Origin of the sequence: Isoptericola halotolerans, assembly GCF_003003075.1 — a bacterium.
GTDB lineage: Bacteria > Actinomycetota > Actinomycetes > Actinomycetales > Cellulomonadaceae > Isoptericola > Isoptericola halotolerans_A.
Map to the genome: position 1 here is coordinate 191801 of NZ_PVTX01000004.1, position 16324 is coordinate 208124.

Consider the following 16324-nt stretch of genomic DNA (forward strand, 5'->3'; position numbering starts at 1 on the left):
ATGCGAACGTGTGAGCGCCCTGGGAGGTTCCCACGTACGATCGCAGCGCAGCAATCCGAGGGGGCCGCCATCACCACCGGGGTCGGTGCCCAGGACGACCCGACGGCCGCCTGGGCCTTCAGCGAGACGTACCTCGCCGAGGACGTGACGCTCCTGCGCGCCCGCGAACGGGCCGCGGAGCTGGGCTGCGCCACCGTCTCCCCCGGCACGGGAGCGCTCCTGCGCGTGGTGGCCGCGGCCCTCCGGGCCCGCGCCGTCGTCGAGATCGGCACCGGCGCCGGGGTGGCTGCGCTCTGGCTGCTGCGCGGGATGGCCCCGGACGGCGTGCTGACCACGATCGACCCGGAGTCCGAGCACCAGCGTGCCGCCAAGGTGGCGTTCGCCGAGGAGGGCGTCCCGGTGCACCGCACCCGGACCATCGTCCGGCCGCCCCTCGACGTCCTGCCCCGGTTGTCCGACGGCGCCTACGACCTGGTGCTGGTGGCGACCGACCCCCCGGCCTACGCCGACTACGTGGAGGCTGCGGTGCGCCTCCTCCGGCCCGGCGGGGTCCTCGTCGTGGTGGACGCCCTGCTGGGTGGGCGCGTCGCCGATCCCGACCGGCGCGACGAGACGACCACGCTCGTCCGGCGCCTCGCCCACGCGGTGCGCGACGACGAGCGCCTCACCCCGGCGATCGTCCCGGTCGGCGAGGGCACCCTGCTGGCCGTGCGCCGGTAGCAGCCGGGCCGCGGCACGACGACGGGCGCGGAGCAGGTGTCTGCTCCGCGCCCGTGAGTTCGTACGTCGTCAGCCCGAGCCGACTCAGCCGGTGACGGCCTGGAGGGCCTCGCCCAGCTCGCCGGCCTCGGTCGCGTTCAGCTCGACGACCAGGCGACCGCCGCCCTCCAGCGGGACACGCATGACGATGCCGCGTCCCTCCTTGGTGACCTCGAGCGGTCCGTCGCCCGTCCGCGGCTTCATCGCAGCCATGTGTGGCTCTCCATTTCCGTTGTCCGGTTCCCCAACTGCCTCAGCCCCGCCCGTCGCCCCGGCGACGGGTCAACGCTGCCGGCACGGCCACGCAGCTCGAGGCGTGCCTCACCATTCTACTGCGGGCCGGGTCGTCCCTGGTCACGCCATCCCGCGCAGAGCCGCACGAGGCGGCGCCTCGTCGCGGACGGCCGCCACCATCTCGAGCGCCTGCCGCGTCGCCGCGACGTCGTGCGCACGGAAGACCCGGGCGCCGTGCCACGCCGCGAGCGCCGTCGCGGCGAGCGTGCCCGGCAGCCGGTCCGCCGGCGGGAGGTCGAGCGTCTCCCCGACGAAGTCCTTGCGGCTCAGCGCCATGAGGACGGGGAACCCGAGCCCGGCGAGCGCCTCCGTGCGGCGCAGGAGGTGCAGCGAGTGCCACGTGTTCTTGCCGAAGTCGTGCGTGGGGTCCACGAGCACCGACGACGGCGGCACACCGCACGCGACGGCCCGCTCGGCCGCGTCGCGCAACGTCGTCAGCACGTCCTGGGTGACGCCGTCGCGCGGATCCTCGGGGGTGCCGTGCTGGGTGCCGTCAGCGCCGCCGGCGCCCGGCGGGTACTCCACCCGCCAGGGGTCGGTGCGGGGCCGCGCCCCGCCCGTGTGCGAGCAGACGACGCCCACCCCGGCCGCGCCCGCGACCTCGACCAGCGCCGGGTCGTGACCGGCCCACGTGTCGTTGATGAGGTCCGCACCGGCGCGGACGGCTGCGCGGGCGACCTCGGAGCGCCAGGTGTCGACGCTCAGGAGCAGGTCGGGCAGCTCGGCGCGCACCCGCTCGAGGAACGGCACCACGCGATCGATCTCCTCGGCGACGCCCACCTCGGGGCCGGTGCCCGCCCGGACCCCGCCGACGTCGAGGATCGCGGCGCCCTCGGCCCACGCGGCGTGGGCGGCCGCGAGCGCCGGGCCGTCGTCGGCGAACCGGGCCGGCGCGTAGAACGAGTCGCTGGTGCGGTTGACGATGGCCATGACCACCGGGCGGGACACCCCGCCGGGCCCGCGGCCGACCTCGCGGCCGCGCAGCACGAGGGGTGCGCCCGCGGGCGGGATCACGAGCGGAACTCGGCGGCCAGCGCCCGGCCTCGCTCGACGACGTGCTCCACCGCGTCCTCGGCGGAGTCGGTCAGGTGGAGCAGGTCGAGGTCGGTGGGGTTGATCATGCCGCGGTCCACGACGGCGGTGCGCACCCACTCGAGCAGGCCGCCCCAGTAGTCGGTCCCGACGAGCACCAGGGGGAACCCGGTGACCTTGTGGGTCTGGACGAGGGTGATCGCCTCGAAGAGCTCGTCGAAGGTGCCGAACCCGCCCGGCAGCACGACGAACCCCTGCGCGTACTTGACGAACATCGTCTTGCGCGCGAAGAAGTACCGGAAGCTGACGCCACGGTTGACGTACTCGTTCATGCCCTGCTCGAAGGGCAGCTCGATGCCCAGCCCGATCGACGTCCCGCCGGCGTCCGACGCGCCCTTGTTCGCGGCCTCCATGATGCCGGGGCCGCCACCGGTGATCACCGCGTAGCCCGCGTCGACGAGCCGGCGGCCGACCTCCACGGCGAGCTGGTAGTCCTCGTGGTCGGGTCGTGTGCGGGCGGAGCCGAACACCGAGACGGCCGGGCCGACCTCGGCGAGCGCGCCGAACCCCTCGACGAACTCGGCCTGGATGCGCATCACCCGCCACGGGTCCGAGTGCACCCAGTCGGTCCCGTCCCCCGGGGCCAGCAACCGCTGGTCCGTGGTGGTGTCAGGGATCTCGGTGCCGCGCAGCAGGACGGGCCCCTTGCGGTACCCCTGGCCGGTCTGCTGGACACCCTCGTCGGTACGGTCGCTCATGGGACCGACACTACTGACCGCGCAGCCAGGTGCGCAGCGCGTCGCGGCACATGGCGAGCTCGCGTACCGGCACCCGCTCGTCGTCGGCGTGGGCCAGCGAGGGGTCGCCCGGGGCGAAGTTGACCGCGGGGATACCGAGCTCCGCGAAGCGCGCGACGTCGGTCCACCCGAACTTGGGCTTCGGCACGCCGCCGGTGAGCGCGAGCACCGCCGCGGCGAACTCGGCGGCGAGCGGTTCGTCGAGACCCGGGCGCGCGGCCGGCGACGAGTCGGTGACCGTCACCTCGTAGCCGTCGAAGAGCTCGCGCAGGTGCGCCTCGGCCTCGGCCAGCGTGCGCGAGGGGGCGAACCGGTAGTTCACGGTGACGGTGCAGGCGTCCGGCACCACGTTGCCCGCGATGCCGCCGCGGATCCCGACGGCGTTCATGCCCTCGCGGTAGACGAGGCCGTCGACCTCGACCTCGGCCGCCTCGTAGGCCGCGAGCCGGGCGAGGATCGGCGCGGCGGCGTGGATCGCGTTCTCTCCCCGCCAGGACCGCGCCGAGTGGGCCGCGACGCCGCGGGTGCGCACGTCGACACGGATCGTGCCCTGGCAGCCGCCCTCGATGTCGGCCGCGGTCGGCTCGCCGAGGACGGCGAAGTCACCGGCGAGCAGCTCAGGGTGGTTCCGCGCCAGCCGCCCCAGCCCGCTCTTGGACGCCTCGACCTCCTCGTGGTCGTAGAACACGTAGGTCAGGTCCACGACCGGCTCGCTGCCGGGACGTCCTAGCTCGACGGCGAGCGCCAGCATCACCGCGATACCCGCCTTCATGTCGACGGTGCCGCGCCCCCACAGGACGCGGTCGTCGCCGGTGCCCTCCAGACGCGTCGGCAGGTTCGGCGGGTCGGTGAGCGGCACGGTGTCGAGGTGGCCCGCCAGCACGACCCGACGGTCCCGGCCGAGCAGCGTGCGCGCGACGACGGCGTCCCCGTCGCGGGTCACCTCCAGGTGGGGCTGCCCGCGCAGGAGCGCCTCGACGGCGTCGGCCAACGCCTCCTCGTCCCCCGAGACGGACTCGATGTCGCACACCGCGGCGAGCACGTCCACGAGGTCGGACGTGGGGATCTCCACCGGGTCGAACAGGACGGGATCGAAGCGATTCTGCTGGCTGGTCACGCGTTCATCGTGCCACCCCGCGCCGATAGGCTGCTCCCATGACGACGCCCACCACCTCTGACCGCACCGCCTGGGGACTCGGCCTCGCGACCGTGGCCGACGACGGCAGCACGCTCGACGTCTGGTACCCCGCTCCCCAGCTGGGGGTGGCGCCCGACGACGTCGACGTGCCGGCCGATCTCGCGGCCCTCTCGCAGCGGGACGACGCGCGGCGGGTGGACGTCGCCGTCGTGCGCACCGAGATCGACCTGGACGCGCCGCCGACCGACGCCGCGGACGCCTACCTGCGGCTGCACCTGATCTCCCATCGGCTGGTGGCGCCCCACGGGCTGAACCTCGACGGGTTGTTCGGCAGGCTCACCAACGTGGTGTGGACCTCCCACGGACCGTGCAGCGTCGAGGGCTTCGAGATCACCCGCCTGCGCCTGCGCGCGTCGACGGACAAGCCCGTCACGGTGTACGGCATCGACAAGTTCCCGCGCATGGTCGACTACGTCGTGCCGTCCGGAGTGCGGATCGCCGACGCCGACCGGGTGCGGCTCGGCGCGCACCTGGCCGAGGGCACCACGGTCATGCACGAAGGCTTCGTGAACTTCAACGCGGGCACCCTGGGCGCCTCGATGATCGAGGGCCGGATCTCGGCCGGCGTCGTCGTCGGCGACGGCTCCGACGTCGGTGGCGGCGCCTCGATCATGGGGACCCTGTCCGGCGGCGGCAAGCAGATCATCTCGATCGGTGAGCGCTGCCTGCTCGGGGCCAACGCCGGCCTCGGCATCCCCCTCGGCGACGACTGCGTCGTCGAGGCCGGCCTGTACGTCACGGCCGGGACCAAGTGCACGGTGCTCGGAGAGATGGGCGACGAGGGCGAGCCGCGCGTCGTCAAGGCGCTCGAGCTGGCCGGACGCGACAACCTCCTGTTCCGCCGCAACTCGCGCACGGGGGCCGTCGAGGTGCTCGCCCGCGCCTCGGGCGTGGAGCTCAACGCCGCCCTGCACGCCAACTGATGAGCCGACGACGGCGCTCCGCCGCTGGTTCGGCGGTCGCCGTCGTCGCCATCCTGGCCGTCGGTGTGGGGGCGGTGGCCGGAGTCATCTGGTTCCTGTCCGCCCGCGAGCCCGCACTGAACCGGGAGCGGTGCACCGCCACCCTCGACGGGACGGGCTGGGAGCTCGCCCCTGTCCAGGCGGAGAACGCGGCGCTCGTGGTGGGCACCTCGATCCAGCGCGGCCTGCCGGCGCGAGCGGGCACGATCGGGCTCGCGACGGCGCTGCAGGAGTCGAGCCTCGTCAACATCGACTACGGCGACCGGGACTCGTTGGGCCTGTTCCAGCAACGGCCGTCCCAGGGCTGGGGAACGACCACGGAGATCATGGACCCCGTGTACTCGACGAACAGGTTCTACGCGGGGCTCGAGCAGGTCGACGGCTGGCAGGACCTCGAGGTCACGGTGGCAGCCCAGGCGGTGCAGCGGTCCGCCTTCCCGGACGCGTACGCCCAGCACGAGACGCTCGCGCGGGCATGGGCCTCCTCGCTGACCGGGCACTCTCCCGGGTCGGTCACGTGCGAGCTGTTCGCCGTCGCCGCCGAGGACGAGCTCGTCGAGGTCCCGAAGCTGCTGGCGCGGGACCTCGGTGTCCCCGGTGAGGCGGTGAGCGCCGACGGGGCGCTGACCACGATCGACGCCGGCGTGCTGCCCTTCGAGAGCGCCGAGCGGTCCACGTGGACCGTGGCCCACTGGGCGGTGGCGACGGCGAAGGCGACCGGTACCGCCGAGGTCCGGGCGGAGGGGCTGGTCTGGACACGGGCGTCGGGCGATTGGTCGCCCCTCGACGCCGGGTCGGAGCCGCTCGCTCGGGGCACGGTCACCGTGACGCTGGGCACGCCCACGGACGCCCCGAGGTAGTAACCCGTTGCGCGAGGTAGTAGCGCTCACGCCGAGGTAGTGACAGGTTGCGCGAGGTAGTGGCGCTTGCGCCGAGGTAGTACCTCGCGTGTCGAGGTAGTGCGGGGTGGGTCGGGTTCCGCCGGGTGTCGGGTCCCGTGCACGGTCGCGTTCACGGGCGCAGGGCGCCCTCCACTTCGGGACTGACGACCGTGCACGGGACCCGACACCCGGCTTTGAGCTTCCCGCCCGGCGCTCCCTCACGCCGTCGGGCACTACCTCGCGCCGCGCGCTACTACCTCGGCGGACGGCCCACTACCTCGCGCCGCGCGCCACTACCTCGGCGGGCGGGGCGCTACCTCGGGGCGAGCGGCACTATCTCGGCGGGGTGGTCAGCGGTTGTCGAGCGAGACGTAGTCGCGGGCTGTCGGGCCGGTGTAGATCTGCCGCGGGCGGCCGATCTTCGTCTGCGGGTCCTTCGACATCTCGCGCCACTGGGCGATCCAGCCGGGCATCCGACCGAGCGTGAACAGCGGGGTGAACATCGCCGGGGAGAAGCCCATGGCCTGGTAGATCAGGCCGGTGTAGAAGTCGACGTTCGGGTAGAGCTTGCGCTCGACGAAGTAGTCGTCGCTCAGCGCGATCTCCTCGAGGCCGCGGGCGATGTCCAGCAGCTCGTCCTTGGCACCCAGCTCGTCGAGCACGGCGTCCGCGTGCTTCTTGACGATGGCGGCACGCGGGTCGTAGCTCTTGTAGACCCGGTGACCGAACCCCATGAGCCGGACGCCGGCCTCCTTGTTCTTGACCTTCTTCATGAAGGTCTCGACGGAGTCGTCACCGGAGCGGATCTTCTCGAGCATGAGCAGCACGGCCTCGTTGGCGCCGCCGTGCGACGGGCCGGACAGGGCGTTGATGCCCGCCGACACCGAGGCGTACAGCGTCGCGTTGGAGGACCCCACGATGCGGACGGTCGACGTCGAGCAGTTCTGCTCGTGGTCGGCGTGCAGGATGAGCAGCTTGTCCATCGCCGAGACGACCGTCGGGTTCGCCTCCCACTCCTCGTAGGGGCGGGCAAAGGTCATACGCAGGAAGTCGTCGACGTAGCCGCGCGCCGCGTCGGGGTAGAGCAGCGGCTCGTCACGCATCGAGCGGTGCACGTACGAGGTGATCGTGCGGATCTTAGCGAGGATGAGCACGGTCGCCAGCTCGACGGCGTCGTCGTCGTGCGGGTCCAGCGACTCCGGGTAGTACGTCGCGAGCGCGTTCACGGCCGAGGCCATGATCGCCATGGGGTGGCCGCCGCGCGGGAAGGTGCCGAGGAAGGTGCGGAACGCCTCCGGCACGAGGGTGTGCCGGTTGATGCGGTCGGTGAACGCCTCGAGCTGCTCGGCCGAGGGCAGCTCGCCGTGGATCAGCAGGTAAGAGACCTCGAGGAACGACGAGCTGTCGGCGAGCTGCTCGATCGGGTAGCCGCGGTAGCGCAGGATGCCCTGGTCGCCGTCGATGTAGGTGATGGTCGACTCGCACGAGGCGGTGTTCGTGAAGCCGGGGTCGACCGTGACCATCCCCGTCTCCTTGAGCAGGGACGAGACGACGATGCCGTCGTTCCCCTCGGTGGCCGGCACCACGGGCAGGGCGTGCGCCTTGCCGTCGACGGTGAGCTCGACCGTGGGGGTCTGCTGGGTGGACGTCATGTCTTCCTTCCCTGACGGGCTCCCGGAGCCCCGTCGTCGGGACCTGGGACACGCGAACTCGTGGCAATGTCATGGACTACCGCTCGGGACCACCTGGGGGCGTCTCCGCAGGGCAGCCTCGGCCTGCGGATGAAACTACCCCTCAATCCCATGCGGTTCCAATCCCCGCGTCAAGCACCTGTGATGCGCGCCACAGCACGTGCGACGGCGTCGTCGCCGGCCGTCAGCGCCACCCGGACGTGCCGCGCACCCGCGGCGCCGTAGAACTCCCCCGGCCCGACCAGCACACCACGTTCGGCGAACCACCGCGCCAGGTCGCGGGACGTCGTCGGACCTGCGGCGTCGTCCTGCGGGCGGACCCACAGGTAGAGGCCTGCCTCGGAGTCGTCGACGGCGAACCCCGCGGCGCGCAGCGCGGGCAGGAGCGCCTCCCGACGTCGCCGGTACCGCTCCCGCTGCGCGGCGACGTGGTCAGCGTCACCCAGGGCGGCGACCATCGCGGCCTGCACGGGCGAGGGGACGATCATGCCGAGGTGCTTGCGCGTCGCCACCAGGTCGCCCACGAGCGCCGGGTCGCCTGCCACGAACGCCGCCCGGTAGCCCGCCAGGTTCGACTGCTTCGACAGCGAGTAGGCGACCAGGAGGCCGTCGTGGGAGCCGCCGTTCACCCGCGGGTCCAGCAGGCTGGGGACGCGGCTCGAGCCGTCCGGACCGACCCACCTGGGGTCCCAGGGCAGCTCGGCGTAGCACTCGTCGCCCACGACGACGGCACCGACCTCGCGGGCCGCCGTCACCACGGAGCGCAGGTGCTCGACGTCGGCCACCGCCCCGGTGGGGTTGGAGGGCGAGTTGACCCAGACCATGCGCACGTCGTCACGCCCGGCCCACGCGGCGACGTCGTCCGCCGGGAGGGGGGTCGCGCCGGCGAGACGCGCGCCGACGTCGTAGGTCGGGTAGGCGATCTCGGGGTGGACGACGACGTCGCCCGGGCCGAGCCGCAGCAGGCTCGGCAGGAGGCCCACCAGCTCCTTGGACCCGACCGTGGGCATGACCCCGGCCGGGTCGAGGTCCGGGACGCCGCGACGCCGCGCGAACCAGCCGGCGACGGCCTCGCGCAGCGCCGGCGTGCCGTACGTCAGCGGGTACCCCGGGGCGTCCGCAGCGCCGGCCAGGGCGTCGCGGACCACCGCCGGGGTCGGGTCGACGGGTGTGCCGACCGACAGGTCGACCATCCCGCCGGGATGAGCGGCCGCCGTCGCGCGCACGTCACCCAGGGTGTCCCACGGGTAGGCGAGGGACCTCAGGTCGGTGAAACCCATGCGCGCGTCCGACGGCGGCGCTCAGGCCTGCGGGGGCAGGCCGGCGATCATCGGGTCGTCCTTCTCGATGACGCCCATCTTGGCCGCGCCACCGGGCGAGCCGAGGTCGTCGAAGAACTCGACGTTCGCGCGGTAGTAGTCCTTCCACTCCTCGGGGACGTCGTCCTCGTAGTAGATGGCCTCGACCGGGCAGACCGGCTCGCAGGCCCCGCAGTCCACGCACTCGTCCGGGTGGATGTACAACGAGCGGGAGCCCTCGTAGATGCAGTCCACGGGACACTCCTCGATGCACGCCTTGTCCTTGACGTCGACGCACGGCTGAGCGATCACGTAGGTCACTGCAGTTCCCTTTCAGGTCACGGGGATGGAGCACGCTCCGGTCGTTCTCGGGGCACTCTAGTATCGCTCACGTGACAAACCCGCACGCGTCCCCCGGATCGTCCGACTGGCGAGACTGGCCGGCCGGCACGCGGGCCGTGGTACGCCGTCGGCTCACGCCCGTGGAGGCGGGCGCGTCCGGGCAGCGCTGGACCGACGTCGTCGGCGTCGTCGTGGCCGCCGACGCCGACGGGATCACCCTGCGGCGGGACCCGGCCCGCCCGGACTCGCCGGGCGCCGGCGAGCAGGTGCGGGTGCCGGCCGCCGACGTCGAGGCCGCCAAGGTCCTGCCCCCGCGCCCCGCCCGGAGGCCGGCGCGCCCGCGCGACTGACCGCGCTACCTCGGCGCGAGCGGTACTACCTCGGCGTAGGTGGGGGTGAGGCCGACGACGACGGCGCCCGCCGTGCAGCGCTCGACCAGCGCCGCCGGCCAGCCCGCGGTCAACGGCACCTGCTCCACCGCGGTGGGAGCCGCGCCGGCGGGCACCGGCGGGTGGCCGGTCTGCCGCACGGCGTCGGCGGCGCGGAAGAACGCGTGCGTCGAGGCGTTGGTCTCCAGCGCCTCGATCACGAGCTCCAGGTCCCGCACCACCTTGCGCAGCGCGGGCGCGACCCAGGCGGCGTTCTGGGTGACCATGGCCTCGGTGCGCGCCGGGTCGGTGAACGCCACCCGCGTGCCGTCGCGGAAGCTTCCCGCGGCGAGCCCGAGCGCCACGTCGCGCACGGGCGCGCCGGCCACGGCGTTCAGCAGCTGGGTGGCGACCACGTGCGGGACGTGGCTGACCAGCGCGGCGGCCTCGTCGTGCACCTCGTCGGTGAGGACGGCGACCGTGCCGGCGCACGGTCCGGTGACCAGCTCCAGCACGGTGGCGAGCCGCGCCGGGTCGACCGCCGGGTCGACCGTCACGGCCCAGCGCACCCCGTCCAGCAGGCTAGCCTCCGAGGCGTCGAACCCGCTGTGCTCGGTCCCCGCCATCGGGTGCGCGCCGACGTAGCGGTCGCCCAGGCCCGCCGCGCGCACCTCCGTGCGCACCGGCCCCTTGACGCTGCCCACGTCGGTCACGGTGGCCGATGCCGGGGCGTGCGCGGCGACGTCGGCCGCCACCGCGGGCATCGCCCGCAACGGGGTGGCGAGGACCACCAGGCCGGCGTCCGCGACGCACCCCGCGACGTCGTCGGCGACGGTCAGGCCCGCCCGCCGGGCGGCGGCGCGCGTGGCGGCCGACACGTCCGTGGCCACGACGTCGACGCCCCGGGCGGCCAGCAGACGGGCCAGCGACCCGCCGATGAGCCCGAGCCCGACGACGGCGACCCGAGGCGCGTCCTCGCGCCCGGCGGCGCCGGCGCTCACCACAGCAGGCCCCGGTCGACGACGGCGGCCGGGTCGTGCGCGCGCACGCTGCCGAGGGGCACGTGCTCGGCCAGTCGTCCCTCGAGACCGCCCTCCCCCGGCTCCGCGGGGTAGGCCCCGAGCACCTTGAGGGCGTCACCGGCACCGAGGAGGTCGCGGAACAGCTCCTGCACGCCCGGCTGCCAGGGCGCGGCGTCGAGCGTCACGACGAACACGTACTGGCCCTGGCGCGCCTTGAGCGGCCGGGTCACCAGGCTCGACATGTTCACGCCGCGGGCGCCGAACGCGTCGGTGACCCGGGCGAGCACCCCGGGGCCGGTCACCACCGGCGTGACCGCGAGCATCGTGCGCCAGGAGGTCTCGCCGTCGGGCGCCGCGCTGCGCCCCACCGCGAAGCGCTCCGCCGCCCGCTCCCGCCGGTCGAGCACCAGGAACCGCGTGCGGGCCCCGGCGAAGTCCTCGACGGCCTCGGCGAGCGTCTCGAGCCCGTAGAGCTCGCCGCACAACCGGGGGCCCAGCGCCACCTGGTGCCGGTCGACGTCGCGGCAGGCGGCCGCGTTGGACGCCGCGGGGACGGGGGTGAGCCCGCGTCCTGCCACGAACCGGTGGCACTGGGCCAGCCCGTGCGGGTGGGCGGTCGCCTCGGTCAGCTCGCCGTGTCCCGGACGCACGAAGGCGTCGAAGGAGACGTCGAGCACCACCTCGTCCACGGCGACGACGTCGGCGCTGCCCAGCAGCGCGTCCAGCGACGGCACGACGTGCCCCTCGACGGAGCTCTCGATGGCGACGACGCCACCGGCGACCGCCCCGGACGACACGGCGTCGTGCACCTGGCCGACCGTGCCGAGCGGCACCTCCTCCACGGGGGTGCCGGCGGACCGCTGCGCCCACGTGCGGGCCGCCTGGTGGGTGAAGGTTCCCTCCGGTCCCAGGTAGGCGATCCTCACGCGCCCGCCCAGCGCGGCGTCAGCGCGTCCGGACCCGGCTCGAACCGCTCCCCCGGCAGCACGGCCAGCGTGCGGTGGGCCACGGACCGCGCGTCGAGCTCGGCCACGAGCGCGTCCAGCACGGTCACCCGCGGGCACCGGAACGACGTGAGGAACACGTGCGGACCGAACGCCGAGGGGTGGCTGCGCAGGTGCTGCAGGTCGACCCCGGCGTCGGCCAGCACGCCCAGCGTCTCGCGCAGCGAGCCCCGGTGGTCGTCCGACGGGCCGAAGGCCAGCCACACCTGGGCGGACCCGCCGAAGCGCGGCCACGCGTCGGCGGACTCCAGCAGCCCGTACCAGACCGGCCCCTGCTCGGCGAGGCGTTCGCCGCCCGGCACCTCCACCCAACCGGCCGGCACCCGGCTGCGCTCGACGACCAGCGAGCCGTGGTCGCCCGCCAGCGCAGCGCGCTCCTCCACCGGCGTCGCGGTCGGGACCAGCCGTGGGCTGACGCCGACGGACCGGAGCGTGTCCGCGCAGTCCCGCATCCCGGCCTCGTCCACCACGACCTGACCGCCCACGACTCCTGGTGGTGCGACCCACACCCACTGGGGCCGGACCGGCACGGCGGCGGTCACCAGCAGCGTCGGGGCCCCGGCCAGCAGCGCCTGCTCGAGCATCGGCGCCGGCTGCTCGGGATGGCCCAGGTGCACGACGGCCGCGAGGTCGTCGATGCTCGCGACCGTCTCGAGCGCCTGCGACGTCGTCCCGAGGTCGAGCAGCTCCTCGGTCTCGTCGGACACCGCGGACGGCACCGGCGATCCGGCGGCGACGCCGGACCAGCCGGCGTCGTGGGCGGCGAGGGCGGCGTGGGCCGAGGACTCGCGGGCGGTACGTCCGAGCATCAGTCCTCGTCCTCGTCGTCGTCCTTCGGCTTGCTGCAGCTCACCGCGTCGTCGGGCTTGTACCGCCAGAAGTTGGACTCGTCCTTGACGAGCTCGCCCTCGAGGTAGACCTTGCGGTAGACGGTGATCGCGAACCCGGCCTCGCCCCCGGAGTACGGCTCGCAGTCCGGGCTGCCCGACTTGTCGACCGTCTTGATCGGCACGACGTCCTGCTTGCCGGAGTCGGACTCCTCGACGTCGTAGTACTTCGTGGACCAGATCTTCACGTGGAGCCGACCACCGGAGACGTAGCTCTGCATGAGCGCGCCGTAGGGCGTGTCGTTCTTGAACTTCATGTCGATCGCGCCGACGTAGATCGTGGCCTCGCGACCCGCCGGGTACCGGCTGAACCAGTAGCTGTGCTGCCGGTGCTCGACGTCGTCGAACCCGGCGAAGAACCCGGCGTTATAGGTGGTCGTGGCCATCTGCGACAGCCCGCCGCCGACGGCGTCGACGTGGACACCGTTGCTCACGACGCCCGCGGCGAAGAACCCGTTCGAGGTCTCGATCGGGGACAGGGTGTCGATCAGCGAGAACGTCTCACCAGGCTTGACGAGGGTCTCGTTGACCAGCTCGGCGCCCCGCACCAGGTTCTTGGTACGGATCGGCTCGCTGGTGAGCGGCGTGGAGAACTCGGAGACGACCTCCTTGACCCCCAGCTCCTCGAGGGAGGCCACGGAGTCCTCCGGGTCCTCCTCGACCAGCTCGACCGATGTCTCCCGCTCGGTGCTCTGCGCCGCTTCCCCGACGGCGGTCGCGACCTCCTCCGGGTCCAGCGTGGTGCCCGTCTCGCCGCCCACGATGGTGGGTTCGCCGCCCGAGAACTCGAAGCGGGCGTCGTCGGGCTCGCGCAGCAGGTCGTCGGTGCGGTCGATGAGGGCGCTGGTGAGCCGATCGCCGTCGAACTCCGCGGCGAGCGCACCCTCCGCCGGGACGAACGACGTCGAGCGGGCCAGGACGCGCGCCGGCAGCTCCGGGCTCTGCTCCCCGACGGCGACGGTGACCGGACCGGAGACGATCTGCTCCGCCTCGGCGTAGGCCTCGTCCGTGGCCGCCTGGTCGATCGCCGGGGGCACGGGCTCGGTGGGCAGCTCGATGGGTCCGGTGGTCACCAGCCACGACTCGACGAGCACGTCGTCAGCGGCGTCCACCACGACCTGCGTCCCGTCGACGGCCTCGGTGGCCGCCGGCTCGCCGTCCGCGAAGCGCACGGTCCCGTCGACGGGTTCCGTCGCGAGCGAGGTCGCGACCGACTCGACGGACGACGTCAGGGCGGCGCGGTCGACGTCCACCACCGGCGGGTTCTCCGAGCCGCCGGCCACGTGCTCGACGAGGCGGGTCGGGTCGAGCGAGAACCCCGTCAGCTCGTCGACCGTCGCCTGGGCGTCGAGCGTGAGCCCTGCCTCCGCCGGGTCGACTGTGCTCGAGACCTCTCCGGCCTGCACCGTCACCGGTTCGGCCGCCCGGGGACCGAGGCCGCTCTCCAGCGCGCTGACGGCCTGACCGGCGTCGAGCCCGCCGATGTCCACACCGGCCACCGTCGTGCCCGAGGGGACGGAGTCCGCGACGAACCACTGGGCACCGACGTACAGGCCGCCGAGGACGACGACCCCACCGGCGACGCCGAGCAGCACCTTCGGCCAGCGGCTGGGCGCGCCGTCGCCCTGGAGGCCGTCCAGCGGCGTGCCGGCGGTGCCCGACGGCGGGACGGCGCCCCCCGTGGGCGCGCTCACGGTCTGGATCGCCTCGGTCGCAGGGGCCGTCGAGGCGCCGGCAGCGGCCGTGCCGGCGCCGCCGACCGCCGCGGTGCCGATCACCCGGCGCTGCTCGTAGGCACGCACCGTCGGCTGGTACGGCACGTCGTCGGCCTCGTCCGAGGCCTGGACGGCGGGCGGCGTCTTGCTCGACCCTGCCGGCTCGACCGGCGCCGCCGGAGCGGGCTCCGGTGCGGGCGCGCTCGGCGCCGCCGGGGCCGCCGACCGAGGTGCGGGCGCGCTCGGCGCCGCCGGGGCGCTGGGCGCCGCGGGGGCGCTCGGCGGCTGGGGCGTGCTCGCCGCCGGCGACGTGTCCGGCCGCGCGGTGCTGGGCGCCTTCGTGCTCGGCGCCGACGAGCTGGGCTCCGGCGCGCTCGGCGCCGCTCCCGGCACCTCGGTCACGATCGGTGGACGGGCGTCGCCGGCGTCAGGTGCGGGCGCCCGCTCGGGAACCTCCGGCGAGGCGGTGCTGCCCGGCGACGCGGTGCTGCCCGATGACGCAGGGCTGGCCGGTGACGCGGTGCCACCCTGCTCGGGCAGGTTCTCGTCGCTCTCGGTCGGCTTGCCCATCGACACGCTCCGTGCTGGTCTCGTCGGGGGCCGGCGCTGCCCCACGCTCACGTCCTGGGCGCGGATCCCCGCGCGCCCACGAATCCTACTCGGCGCGACCGGCCGTCACTGCTGCTCGCCACCGTCGTCGCTGAACCACCGGCGCGGCAGGAACGCCGCCACGGCGAAGAGCAGCAGCCCGCCGTAGGTCCAGACATATCCGACAACCTGTGCGGGCACCAGGACGTCGCCGCCGGGCCCGGTCGCGGAGAGCACCTGGACGGCGACGAGCCAGCCCGCTCCGGCCGCCAGCAGCGTGACCGTCCCGGACCAGGCCCGGCAGAGCACGGCGGTGGAGAGCGTCAGCAGCAGCGCCAACGCCAGCCCCGTGGGCAGGCCCGCCCACTCGCTCCGGTGGGAGACGGTCCCGATCACCCCGACGGCCGCTCCGAGCAGCAGTGCGAGCACGCCACGGAGGGCGAGCGTGCGGCCCGGGACGCGGGGCGGCGCGGACTGGGCGTGGTGGGGCGTGGTCGAGCTCACCGGGCCGAGCCTACCGGCGTGGCGGGGCGCGTGGCCGCCCGCCGCAGGTGCGCCGTGGCGAGCACGGGGGCGAGCACGCCGTTGCTCAGCGCGTAGCGCGCGACGACGCCCGGGCCGGCCGCAGGGGTCGTGCGGCCGGCGTGCTGGACCTGCGTCGCGTGCGCGGCAAGCGCCGCCAGGACCCGGTCGAGCACGGGCGCCACGTCCACCGTGCGGGTCGCGGTCGCCAGCAGGTCGGCGGCGGGCACGGCCACCGGCGGCAGGTCCCCGTCGGGGTCGGGGAGCATGAGGCCGTGGTCGTCCGCGAGCCGCCGCACCGACGGGTCGGACGCGAGCGCCCGGCGCGCGGACCGCAGATCCTCGGCCGGTTCCACGACCTCCCAGCGCTCCGGCACGCGCCACGGCTCACCGCCGACGGCGGCCGTCGGGTCGGTCGCGAGCTCCAGCGCCCGCACGGTCACCTCGTGGGCGCGGACGTGGTCCGGGTGCCCGTAGCCGCCGCCGGCCTCGTAGGTCACCACCAGGGACGGTCGACGGTCGCGGACGACGGAGGCGAGCCGCCGGGCCGCCACGTCGAGCGGGACGCGGGCGAACGCCGTCGGGCCCGAGTCCGGTGCCGGCCCGGCGATGCCCGGTGCGACCCAGGCCATCCCCGAGTCCTCGAACCGCGCGGTCTCCCCGCCGTGCGTGCCGTCGGGGAGCTGGACCGTGTCGAGGAGGACGTGGTCGGCCACGCCGAGCGCGGCCAGCGCGGCGGACAGCTCCGTCTCCCGGTACGCGGCCAGGGCGCGCCCGTCACCCTCGAGGTGCGCGAGGCCCGTGGGGTGCGACGGGGTGTCGATGACCTCGCCCCGCTCGCCACGGGTGCACGTCACCACGGTGACGTGCACCCCCGCCGCCGCGCGGGCGGCCACCAGCGCACCGGTCGCGAGGGTCTCGTCGTCCGGGTGCGCGTGCACCGCGAGCAGGCCGCCCTGCACGG

Annotated in this window: 17 protein-coding genes; 4 read left to right on the top strand and 13 right to left on the bottom strand. The window is 74.3% G+C overall.

Going from position 1 to position 16324, the window contains the following annotated elements; all coding sequences use genetic code 11:
• Positions 1 to 720 (top strand): O-methyltransferase, encoded by a 720-nt coding sequence (locus BCL65_RS07840; protein WP_106266792.1) that lies wholly within the window; start codon positions 1 to 3, stop codon positions 718 to 720.
• Between the two features lie 84 nt (positions 721 to 804).
• Here BCL65_RS07840 and BCL65_RS07845 read toward each other — a convergent pair whose 3' ends face one another.
• From BCL65_RS07845 to dapE, 4 genes are all read right to left on the bottom strand, one after another.
• The gene (locus BCL65_RS07845) at positions 805 to 972 is read right to left on the bottom strand and encodes a DUF3117 domain-containing protein (RefSeq protein ID WP_106266794.1); all 168 of its coding nucleotides are present in this window, start codon (positions 970 to 972) and stop codon (positions 805 to 807) included.
• Positions 973 to 1113: 141 nt separating this feature from the next.
• Positions 1114 to 2067, bottom strand: a complete 954-nt coding sequence (gene folP, locus BCL65_RS07850; RefSeq protein ID WP_243400857.1) for a dihydropteroate synthase — start codon at positions 2065 to 2067, stop codon at positions 1114 to 1116.
• Positions 2064 to 2843, bottom strand: a complete 780-nt coding sequence (locus tag BCL65_RS07855) for an LOG family protein (protein ID WP_106266795.1) — start codon at positions 2841 to 2843, stop codon at positions 2064 to 2066. Before BCL65_RS07855 ends, folP begins: the two co-directional genes overlap by 4 nt.
• Positions 2844 to 2853: 10 nt before the next feature.
• Entirely contained in the window at positions 2854 to 3966 is a 1113-nt protein-coding gene (gene dapE / locus BCL65_RS07860; RefSeq protein ID WP_106266971.1) for a succinyl-diaminopimelate desuccinylase, read from the bottom strand.
• A 71-nt stretch (positions 3967 to 4037) separates the two neighbouring features.
• Here dapE and dapD point away from each other — a divergent pair, with 71 nt between their 5' ends.
• Both dapD and BCL65_RS07870 read left to right on the top strand, forming a co-directional pair.
• Positions 4038 to 5003, top strand: a complete 966-nt coding sequence (dapD, locus tag BCL65_RS07865) for a 2,3,4,5-tetrahydropyridine-2,6-dicarboxylate N-succinyltransferase (protein WP_106266797.1) — start codon at positions 4038 to 4040, stop codon at positions 5001 to 5003.
• Positions 5003 to 5902 (top strand): hypothetical protein, encoded by a 900-nt coding sequence (locus BCL65_RS07870; protein ID WP_106266799.1) that lies wholly within the window; start codon positions 5003 to 5005, stop codon positions 5900 to 5902. The genes dapD and BCL65_RS07870 overlap by 1 nt, the downstream gene beginning before the upstream one ends.
• 371 nt (positions 5903 to 6273) lie before the next feature.
• Here the strand turns inward: BCL65_RS07870 and BCL65_RS07875 are convergent, their stop codons facing one another.
• From BCL65_RS07875 to fdxA, 3 genes are all read right to left on the bottom strand, one after another.
• Positions 6274 to 7575 carry a citrate synthase gene (locus BCL65_RS07875; protein ID WP_106266800.1) on the bottom strand — a complete coding sequence of 434 codons (1302 nt, stop codon included), beginning with the start codon at positions 7573 to 7575 and terminating at the stop codon, positions 6274 to 6276.
• A gap of 170 nt (positions 7576 to 7745) precedes the next feature.
• Positions 7746 to 8894 (bottom strand): succinyldiaminopimelate transaminase, encoded by a 1149-nt coding sequence (dapC, locus tag BCL65_RS07880; RefSeq protein ID WP_106266802.1) that lies wholly within the window; start codon positions 8892 to 8894, stop codon positions 7746 to 7748.
• Between the two features lie 21 nt (positions 8895 to 8915).
• Positions 8916 to 9233 carry a ferredoxin gene (fdxA, locus tag BCL65_RS07885; protein WP_106266803.1) on the bottom strand — a complete coding sequence of 106 codons (318 nt, stop codon included), beginning with the start codon at positions 9231 to 9233 and terminating at the stop codon, positions 8916 to 8918.
• Positions 9234 to 9304: 71 nt separating this feature from the next.
• On the opposite strand from fdxA, the gene BCL65_RS07890 reads away from it, so the two are divergent.
• A complete protein-coding gene (locus BCL65_RS07890; RefSeq protein WP_106266805.1) occupies positions 9305 to 9604 on the top strand; it encodes a hypothetical protein in 300 nt (99 codons plus the stop codon).
• A gap of 5 nt (positions 9605 to 9609) precedes the next feature.
• On the opposite strand, the gene BCL65_RS07895 is transcribed toward BCL65_RS07890, so the two are convergent.
• The 6 genes from BCL65_RS07895 to BCL65_RS07920 form a co-directional block, all read right to left on the bottom strand.
• Positions 9610 to 10623 (bottom strand): prephenate dehydrogenase, encoded by a 1014-nt coding sequence (locus tag BCL65_RS07895; RefSeq protein WP_106266973.1) that lies wholly within the window; start codon positions 10621 to 10623, stop codon positions 9610 to 9612.
• Entirely contained in the window at positions 10620 to 11570 is a 951-nt protein-coding gene (locus BCL65_RS07900; protein ID WP_243400856.1) for a prephenate dehydratase, read from the bottom strand. The genes BCL65_RS07895 and BCL65_RS07900 overlap by 4 nt, the downstream gene beginning before the upstream one ends.
• A complete protein-coding gene (locus BCL65_RS07905) occupies positions 11567 to 12457 on the bottom strand; it encodes a hypothetical protein (RefSeq protein WP_106266807.1) in 891 nt (296 codons plus the stop codon). Before BCL65_RS07905 ends, BCL65_RS07900 begins: the two co-directional genes overlap by 4 nt.
• The gene (locus BCL65_RS07910; RefSeq protein WP_106266809.1) at positions 12457 to 14820 is read right to left on the bottom strand and encodes a VanW family protein; all 2364 of its coding nucleotides are present in this window, start codon (positions 14818 to 14820) and stop codon (positions 12457 to 12459) included. Before BCL65_RS07910 ends, BCL65_RS07905 begins: the two co-directional genes overlap by 1 nt.
• Before the next feature lie 105 nt (positions 14821 to 14925).
• Positions 14926 to 15342 carry a DUF6113 family protein gene (locus BCL65_RS07915; RefSeq protein WP_106266811.1) on the bottom strand — a complete coding sequence of 139 codons (417 nt, stop codon included), beginning with the start codon at positions 15340 to 15342 and terminating at the stop codon, positions 14926 to 14928.
• Positions 15339 to 16322, bottom strand: a complete 984-nt coding sequence (locus tag BCL65_RS07920) for a PIG-L family deacetylase (protein ID WP_106266813.1) — start codon at positions 16320 to 16322, stop codon at positions 15339 to 15341. Before BCL65_RS07920 ends, BCL65_RS07915 begins: the two co-directional genes overlap by 4 nt.
• Positions 16323 to 16324: the final 2 nt, after the last annotated feature.

Coding starts and splice junctions, on each gene's coding strand:
- BCL65_RS07840 (WP_106266792.1), top strand. CDS start 1: ATGCGAACGTGTGAGCGCCCTGGGAGGTTCCCACGTACGATCGCAGCG.
- BCL65_RS07845 (WP_106266794.1), bottom strand. CDS start 972: ATGGCTGCGATGAAGCCGCGGACGGGCGACGGACCGCTCGAGGTCACC.
- BCL65_RS07855 (WP_106266795.1), bottom strand. CDS start 2,843: ATGAGCGACCGTACCGACGAGGGTGTCCAGCAGACCGGCCAGGGGTAC.
- dapD (WP_106266797.1), top strand. CDS start 4,038: ATGACGACGCCCACCACCTCTGACCGCACCGCCTGGGGACTCGGCCTC.
- BCL65_RS07870 (WP_106266799.1), top strand. CDS start 5,003: ATGAGCCGACGACGGCGCTCCGCCGCTGGTTCGGCGGTCGCCGTCGTC.
- BCL65_RS07875 (WP_106266800.1), bottom strand. CDS start 7,575: ATGACGTCCACCCAGCAGACCCCCACGGTCGAGCTCACCGTCGACGGC.
- dapC (WP_106266802.1), bottom strand. CDS start 8,894: ATGGGTTTCACCGACCTGAGGTCCCTCGCCTACCCGTGGGACACCCTG.
- BCL65_RS07905 (WP_106266807.1), bottom strand. CDS start 12,457: ATGCTCGGACGTACCGCCCGCGAGTCCTCGGCCCACGCCGCCCTCGCC.
- BCL65_RS07910 (WP_106266809.1), bottom strand. CDS start 14,820: ATGGGCAAGCCGACCGAGAGCGACGAGAACCTGCCCGAGCAGGGTGGC.